The organism is Photobacterium sp. BZF1 (assembly GCF_014349205.1).
In the GTDB taxonomy this organism is placed as follows: Bacteria; Pseudomonadota; Gammaproteobacteria; order Enterobacterales; family Vibrionaceae; genus Photobacterium.
This window is the reverse complement of the sequence record NZ_JACSOF010000220.1, coordinates 1-7,509: the sequence shown is the minus strand read 5'-3', so window position 1 is coordinate 7,509 and position 7,509 is coordinate 1. Positions and strand designations below refer to the sequence as shown.

Genomic DNA, 7,509 nt, shown 5'->3' with positions numbered 1-7,509 from the left:
GTTCTGTGGGGATGCTCCGCGAGCTAAATTTCACTGTCAAACTATTATTCAAAATTAAATATTCACACTAGAAACGACTACCAAACGGCATTGTTGCTATTCTTACTGAATTCCTTTTTTCCCATAGAACCTCAGGGCCGTAGCACCACAGTGCCGTTCTTTAACCCATTGGAACTACCTTTTCCATCGCTCTGCTTTTCACCCCATAGGACCATAGGGCCGCTGTTAAAAACCGTTTTTTGCTCCTTGCGAACTTTTTCAACCCCGACTAAATGTTAATAGTACTGGCACGAAAAGCCTTCCTGTTTTTGGGTTTATTGGTAGGCCATGCCATAAACAGTAAGTATTAGCAAAAGAACACCAGCAAGAAGAGCACCACAAGTTCCACTTTCGCTTAGTAAGTGTTCTTCGATAACGGATGAAAATAAGCACGACTCAATGAGGAAGCATTATGATTCTGGGACACTTATTCGGTTTATATACCCACCCCAAGCAAGAGTGGCGGGCCATTGACAAGGAACACGAAGGGATTCAAAGCAGTTTGAGCCACATCTTACTGATTGCTCTGCTTCCCCCTGTCTTTGCCTTTATTTCTAGCGTATTTATCGGCTGGAGAATCGGTGTTGGCGCACCCATCTACCTAACCCAAGGTAGTGCGCTGGCTATGTCTGTGGCGATGTATTTCGCCCTAATCGCTGGCGTATTTGCCCTAGCATATCTGACCTATTGGATGAGCCACACCTTTGGCTCAACCCCGACCTATACTCAAGCACTTGAGTTAGCGGCGTATACAGCAACACCGCTATTCATGGTCAGCATCGCGGCTATCTATCCTCAGGTTTGGTTCCTGATGATTGCAGGGCTTATCGGTATTGCCTACTCCGTATACCTACTCTATACCGGTGTACCGATTTTGATGCACATTCCCGAAGAAAGAGGCTTTATCTACGCCAGTTCCATTGTTACCTGCGGGCTTGTATTGCTGGTATCAATCATCGCCGGTTCGGTGATCCTATGGAACCTAGGGATTGGGCCGCAGTTTAGTCATTGAGGAAGCGGTTCTGGGTCCTGGGTCCTGGGTCTTGGGTCCTGGGGAAATCAAAACGTATCCACGACCTTTTAAACATAAAAAAGCGAGAGTCTTCCGACTCTCGCTTTTTCATTATTCGAAATACAGAATATCGCTTCTATTGCTCTTCCCAGTGCCTAGGGCCAAGAGCCTGCTCTTCCTGCTTCCTTACACCCCTTCGTTATGCAACTCGAGGTTAGCTAGGTCCTGCTGGATTTCACGCTTGATTTTTGAGTCTTCGCTGCGTAGTGATTCGAGGTAATCTAGGTAGCGCTGGTCGATATCGCCGGTGACGTATGAACCGCTGAATACAGAGGTTTCAAACTTCTGGATTTCTGGGTTGCCTTCAGCAACGGCATCAACCAGATCTTGTAGATCTTGGAAGATCAGGCCGTCAGCACCGATCATCTTACAGATTTCGTCGACTTCACGACCGTGAGCAATCAACTCGTTAGCCGTTGGCATATCGATACCGTATACGTTCGGGAAGCGAACTTCTGGTGCAGCAGAAGCTAGGTAGACCTTACGCGCACCGGCTTCGCGAGCCATCTCGATGATCTGCTCAGAAGTCGTACCGCGAACAATAGAGTCATCCACCAGCAGTACGCTCTTGTCTTTAAACTCAGAGCGGATAGCATTTAGCTTACGACGTACAGATTTACGACGCATTTGCTGTCCAGGCATAATGAAAGTACGGCCAACATAGCGGTTTTTCACAAAACCCTGGCGGTATGGCTTATCAAGGGTGCGGGCAATTTCCAATGCACTGTCACATGACGTCTCAGGGATAGGGATAACCACATCGATATCCAGATCAGCCCAGTCACGCTTGATTTTCTCACCCAGTTTCTGGCCCATGCTTACACGCGCACCGTACACAGACACTTTATCAATGAACGAATCAGGGCGAGCAAAGTAAACAAACTCAAACACGCAAGGGTTTAGGGTTGGGTTATCAGCACACTGCTGAGTGTATAGCTGACCATCAAAGGTTACGTATACCGCTTCACCCGGTGCCACGTCACGCATGAAATCAAAACCAACAGCGTCAAGTGCTACCGACTCTGAAGCCACCATGTATTCAACCTGACCTTCAACTTCACGCTTACCTAGGCACAGAGGGCGAATGCCGTGCGGGTCGCGGAAAGCAATCATACCGTGGCCAATAACCATAGAAACCACAGCATAAGCGCCAGAGACCATACGGTGCACTTCGCGGATTGCATCAAAGATTTCTGCTGGCGTAATTGGGTACGTCTTGGCACTTTCCAGTTGGTTAGCCAATACGTTCAGTAGGATTTCTGAATCAGAAGTAGTGTTTACGTGACGACGCGCTTTTTCGAACAATTGCTCTTTGATCTCACCCGCGTTAGTCAGGTTACCGTTGTGAGCCAGTGAAATACCGTATGGAGAGTTCACATAGAAAGGCTGAGCTTCTGACGCGCTAGAGCTACCTGCAGTCGGATAGCGCACATGGCCGATCCCTACGTTACCCTGCAAACGCTGCATGTGCTTGGCTTCGAATACATCGCGAACCAAACCGTTCGCTTTACGCAGACGAAAACGATTGCTTTCCAAGGTAACAATACCAGCCGCATCTTGGCCGCGGTGCTGCAGCACGGTCAAAGCATCATAAATAGACTGGTTAACCGGGGTTGAACCCACGATTCCGACAATACCACACATGTCCTAAATCCTCGTCACGCTTAATTTGAAATTCAGCGGGTATCCGGCTTGGCCAAATACCCGCTGATAGCTTTTCCATTAGGTATCAGTAGATTAATACTGAACCTGATACCCCAAGTTACCTTGGGTTTCATCCAACACCGTTCGCTATAGCGCGCCCGGCAAAAAGCTTGATGTGTCTTTGAGGTACGTGAAGAACCATTCAATCACCACGCCAAACTGAGGGATCAACTGTGACTGCTGCCACCAGTCCGCATCCGCAAAGCCTGTGAAGGCGTCCATGAAGAACAGTACTGCCGCGACAATCAAAACGCCGCGTACCCCACCGAACACAATGCCCAGTACCCGGTCTGTACCCGACAGGCCGGTTTTCTGTACTAGTTGTCCTATAACATAGTTCACTACTGCGCCGACTATCAGCGTAGCAACGAACAAGGCAGCGATCGCACTGCCATTTCGAAGCATCTCATCCTGAATATTAGTGAAGTAAGCGGCAAGCTGATTATAAAAATTGCTTGCGACGAAAAAAGCTGCAAACCAAATCACTAACGAGAGCGCTTCCTTGACAAAACCTCGGATCAAACTCACCAGAGCCGAGAAGCCAATTACGCCTAAAATTACGTAATCAATCCAGATCATCATTTGTTGTATTCGTATTGTTGGTGCGTATTCTAACAGAAAAAATGAGAACGCAAACGTTTACCTAAGGGTTAAGTGGATTAAATCTGACCAATCGGCCCTTTAATCCGGTCAATTCTTCCAATTTTTTGATGTCACCCGACAGCTTTTGCTTCGATACATCAGGGCCGACAACAACCCTGGCCAAATCGCCTTGCTGTGGCTGTTTTGGAAAAACATGAGCTTGATAACCCGCTTTACGAAGACGCTCAACCAGCTGGTTGGCGTTATCAAAATTGCGGAAAACCCCCAATTGAACCACCCAAGCGCTATCTTGGTTATCCAATTTTGGCTCGGTCACTGGCTGTGGCTCAACCTTGAGTGGTTGGTTGGCCGCCTCGATGGCTTCAGCAGTGACTTCAACCGCTGCCGTTTCTTGCTGCGGTTCATCGACAACAACCGTTACCGGCTCAGGGGGTAAATCCACCTCTGCAAACTCCGGAGCAGGGATCGTTTCATATTCGATTTCATCGGTGGTTTCAGGCTGCAGCGGTATACTGGCAAATTGCTCCTGGTAATGCTGCTTTTTGCCATCGAACAAATCGGGAAGGAAAATTACCCCAATCGCCACCAAAATGATCGTACCGACCAACCGGCTCTGAAATTTACTTGCCACAGTTACTCCTGATTCTTTGCTTCAATGTGACTGGTTACCTGCCCCACAGTGTAAAAGGAGCCAAATACAATTACCATATCGTCAGCTGCAGCCTGTGTCAGCGCTTTGTCATAAGCAACTTCTGGCGTCTGGTATGTCTCGGTTCCTGAAGGAAGGTGGGCCGAGATCTCCTCGGCGCTCGCGGCACGAGGGCCTGTTAGCGACGCTGGGTACCAACAATCAACCACTTCCGTCATCTCAGCAATGGTAGCAGCAATATCTTTGTCATGAAGCATTGCCACCACAGCATGAAGCTTTTTCTTGCCGAGTTTCTGTTTCATGCCCGTAAGCTGCTCAGCAAAATACTGCGCAGAGTGCGGGTTATGGGCTACATCCATGATCACCAGCGGTTGTTCCGAGACTTTCTGCATCCGTCCCGGCAAGCTGGCATCTGCCAGTCCCTCAATCACGTTTTCATCGGTGATATTAAGCTCGGCAACAGCCAATGCCATCAGCGCTGTCGCGGCATTGGGTAGGGGTAGCGAAGGCAGCGGCAACTGCTCGAGGGTAAATGCCCCACTCTGCCAGCGCCAATGATCAGCCTCGACACTGTACTCGAACTGGTAACCAACCTGGTATAACTTGGCACCGATATCATCAGCATGGGCAGGTACCGTTGCTGGCGGGTTTGGCTGACCGCATACAGCTGGTTTACCGCTGCGGAAAATTCCCGCCTTCTCATAGCCGATAACATTGATGTCATCACCCAGCCAGTCAACGTGGTCAACCGCAAGGCTAGTGATCACCGACACATCATGGTCAACAATATTGGTCGCATCCAAACGGCCACCCAGCCCTACTTCCAATAAAACGACATCAACCTGACGCGACTTGAATAGCTGAAGTGCTGCCAAGGTACCGAACTCAAACAAGCTCAAGCTGATATCACCACGCTGTTGCTCAATCACAGCAAAGGCTTCGCTATGTGCGGCATCAGCCAATTCGATACCGTTGATGCGAACACGCTCGTTATAACGCACCAGGTGAGGAGAACTATACACCCCGACACGGTAGCCGGCTTTAAGCAAAATCGCTTCCATCATGGCACAGGTTGAACCTTTGCCGTTGGTACCCGCAACAGTGATCACGCACGGTGCTGGTTTGGTTAGCTCCGCCTTCTGGGCTACGGCCTGTACCCGGTCAAGCCCTAGGTCAATGGCACTGGTATGGAGGTGTTCAAGGTAAGTCAGCCAAGAGGCCAAAGGGGAATCTGCTTGAGGTGCTGTCAATCCGGACATCATATTTCATTTCGTTATAACAATATGAGCCTTAATTTACCACTGAACGCAGCGAGACCAAACAGCAATGTCTTGATTATTGATACTGAGGGGCTTTTACAAAAAACAAAACGGGGCCTAAGCCCCGTTTCCCATTAACTTTTCAAGCAATACAAGCTTACTCTTCAGCCTGCTCGTTCTGCTCTTCAGTTTTCTCTTCAACCGCTTTTGCTGGCTTCTCAACAGGCACAACCATTGGAGAGTCAACCTGAGTCAGCTTGGCCACCAAGCCACCGATGCGCTGGCGCATTTCACGGCGATCGACAATCATATCAATCGCACCGTGTTCAAGCAGGAACTCACTGCGCTGGAAGCCTTCTGGTAGCTTCTCGCGTACGGTCTGCTCGATAACACGCTGGCCTGCAAAACCGATAAGCGCTTTTGGCTCACCGATGTTGATATCACCCAACATCGCCAGACTTGCCGATACGCCACCCATTGTCGGGTCTGTCAGGACTGAGATAAACGGCAGGCCCTTGTCAGACATGCGTTCAAGTGCTGCACTGGTTTTTGCCATTTGCATCAGCGACATTAGCGCTTCCTGCATACGGGCACCACCACTGGCAGAGAAGCAAACCAAAGCACAGTTGTTGGCAATCGCTTCATCGACAGCCTGAACGAACTTGGCACCGACAACAGAACCCATTGAGCCGCCCATGAAAGAAAACTCAAATGCACAGGCAACCAATGGCTGGCCCAGCAAGGTCCCTTTCTTCACGACCAATGCATCTTTCTCGCCACTTGCTTTCTGTGCTGAAGATAGGCGATCTTTGTATTTCTTGGAATCACGGAACTTCAGCTTATCTTTCGGCTCAAGCTCTGCAGCAATTTCAACCTGTCCGTCTTCATCTAGGAAGGTTTCCAAACGACGGCGTGCCTTCATCCGCATGTGGTGGTCACACTTCGGGCAAACTTCCAAGTTACGTTCTAGATCGGCGTGATAAAGCACTTGTTCGCAAGAAGTACATTTGGTCCACACCCCTTCTGGGATAGACGCTTTGCGAGAAGAAACAATGTTGCTTTTTGTAAGGATCTTTTCCAGCCAGCTCATGAATGACCTTTTATCTTTTTATTTCCCTGCCCTTAGGGTCTTAGCACAAGTCTTTGCAGCAGAGAATTACAAATTCGTTAATTTACCGAGGTGGAATTAAAGCACAAACTCGCCTAACTGTAGATAAAAAACTGGTACTACGAGTTAGCCCGAGAGAAATCTTACTCTTACCTGACAGATTAATCCGGCAAGAACAATGGCCCCACCGGCACTTTAGGCAGTTCGTGTTCCTCTGGATAATCCACTTCTACCAAATACAGGCCTTCGGCTTTTGCCGTCGCACCTGCCAACGTACGGTCTTTTTGCTCCAGCAACCACTGGATCCACTCTGGCTTTTCTTCGCCTCGGCCGACTTTTATCAGGCTGCCTGTAATATTGCGGACCATATGATGGACAAAGGCATTGGCCTTGATATCAATGATCACGAAATTACCCTGACGCGATACGTTCAAATGCATTAGGTTACGCCATGGGCTACGGGATTGACAATACACAGCACGGAAGGATGTGAAGTCATTCTCACCCAGCAGGTACTGCCCTGCTTCATGCATCGCTTTTTCATCCAACTCACCATGATAATGGCTCACCCCTTTGGCCAAAATGGCAGGGCGGTATGCATGATTGTAGATGATATAGCGGTAACGGCGTGCCGTTGCGGTAAAACGGGCATGGAACTCATCGTCCACTCTCTTGGCCCAGCGAACGGCGATATCTTTAGGTAAGTGGGCATTTACACCCATGCTCCAGGCAACCATTTTACGGTCAACATCGACATCAAAGTGGACGACCTGCCCGGTACCATGAACCCCAGCGTCGGTCCTTCCCGCACACTGCACTTCAATGGGCTTGTTGGCAATCTTGCTCAGCGCCTTTTCCAAACGTTCCTGGACACTGTCTACGTCACGCTGGCGTTGCCAACCGTAGTATTTCGCACCATCGTACTCAATACCTAAAGCTATTCGCATAATATTCTTCGTCTTGCTGGCGGCCAAAGGCCGATTTTCAAAATAAGGGTGGGAGTATAGCAAAACGATGGGCGATGGGCGATGGGCGATGGGCGATGGGCGATGGGCGATGGGCGATGGGCGATGGG

The 7,509-nt window shown here is 49.3% G+C and carries 7 protein-coding genes; 1 reads left to right on the top strand and 6 read right to left on the bottom strand.

All coding sequences use genetic code 11. From position 1 onward, the window contains the following. Positions 1–451 precede the first annotated feature (451 nt). The gene (locus tag BIZ37_RS28495) at positions 452–1,051 is read left to right on the top strand and encodes a Yip1 family protein (RefSeq protein ID WP_107299104.1); all 600 of its coding nucleotides are present in this window, start codon (positions 452–454) and stop codon (positions 1,049–1,051) included. Between the two features lie 186 nt (positions 1,052–1,237). On the opposite strand, the gene purF is transcribed toward BIZ37_RS28495, so the two are convergent. The 6 genes from purF to truA form a co-directional block, all read right to left on the bottom strand. Then, positions 1,238–2,755 carry an amidophosphoribosyltransferase gene (gene purF, locus BIZ37_RS28490; protein WP_107299103.1) on the bottom strand — a complete coding sequence of 506 codons (1,518 nt, stop codon included), beginning with the start codon at positions 2,753–2,755 and terminating at the stop codon, positions 1,238–1,240. 147 nt (positions 2,756–2,902) lie between these two features. Then, positions 2,903–3,394 (bottom strand): colicin V production protein, encoded by a 492-nt coding sequence (gene cvpA, locus BIZ37_RS28485; protein WP_107299223.1) that lies wholly within the window; start codon positions 3,392–3,394, stop codon positions 2,903–2,905. A 64-nt stretch (positions 3,395–3,458) separates the two neighbouring features. Further along, positions 3,459–4,049: an SPOR domain-containing protein gene (locus BIZ37_RS28480; protein ID WP_107299102.1), complete on the bottom strand. Its 591-nt coding sequence runs from the start codon at positions 4,047–4,049 to the stop codon at positions 3,459–3,461. Between the two features lie 2 nt (positions 4,050–4,051). After that, positions 4,052–5,326: a bifunctional tetrahydrofolate synthase/dihydrofolate synthase gene (gene folC / locus BIZ37_RS28475; protein ID WP_187464410.1), complete on the bottom strand. Its 1,275-nt coding sequence runs from the start codon at positions 5,324–5,326 to the stop codon at positions 4,052–4,054. 157 nt (positions 5,327–5,483) lie between these two features. Continuing rightward, on the bottom strand, positions 5,484–6,416 hold the full coding sequence (gene accD, locus BIZ37_RS28470) for an acetyl-CoA carboxylase, carboxyltransferase subunit beta (protein ID WP_187464409.1): 933 nt from the start codon (positions 6,414–6,416) through the stop codon (positions 5,484–5,486). A gap of 179 nt (positions 6,417–6,595) precedes the next feature. Further along, positions 6,596–7,381: a tRNA pseudouridine(38-40) synthase TruA gene (truA, locus tag BIZ37_RS28465; protein ID WP_187464408.1), complete on the bottom strand. Its 786-nt coding sequence runs from the start codon at positions 7,379–7,381 to the stop codon at positions 6,596–6,598. Positions 7,382–7,509: the final 128 nt, after the last annotated feature.

Bases quoted from the DNA above. Each gene is read 5' to 3' on its own strand.
- BIZ37_RS28495 (WP_107299104.1), top strand. From the start codon at position 452: ATGATTCTGGGACACTTATTCGGTTTATATACCCACCCCAAGCAAGAG.
- purF (WP_107299103.1), bottom strand. From the start codon at position 2,755: ATGTGTGGTATTGTCGGAATCGTGGGTTCAACCCCGGTTAACCAGTCT.
- cvpA (WP_107299223.1), bottom strand. From the start codon at position 3,394: ATGATCTGGATTGATTACGTAATTTTAGGCGTAATTGGCTTCTCGGCT.
- folC (WP_187464410.1), bottom strand. From the start codon at position 5,326: ATGTCCGGATTGACAGCACCTCAAGCAGATTCCCCTTTGGCCTCTTGG.
- accD (WP_187464409.1), bottom strand. From the start codon at position 6,416: ATGAGCTGGCTGGAAAAGATCCTTACAAAAAGCAACATTGTTTCTTCT.
- truA (WP_187464408.1), bottom strand. From the start codon at position 7,381: ATGCGAATAGCTTTAGGTATTGAGTACGATGGTGCGAAATACTACGGT.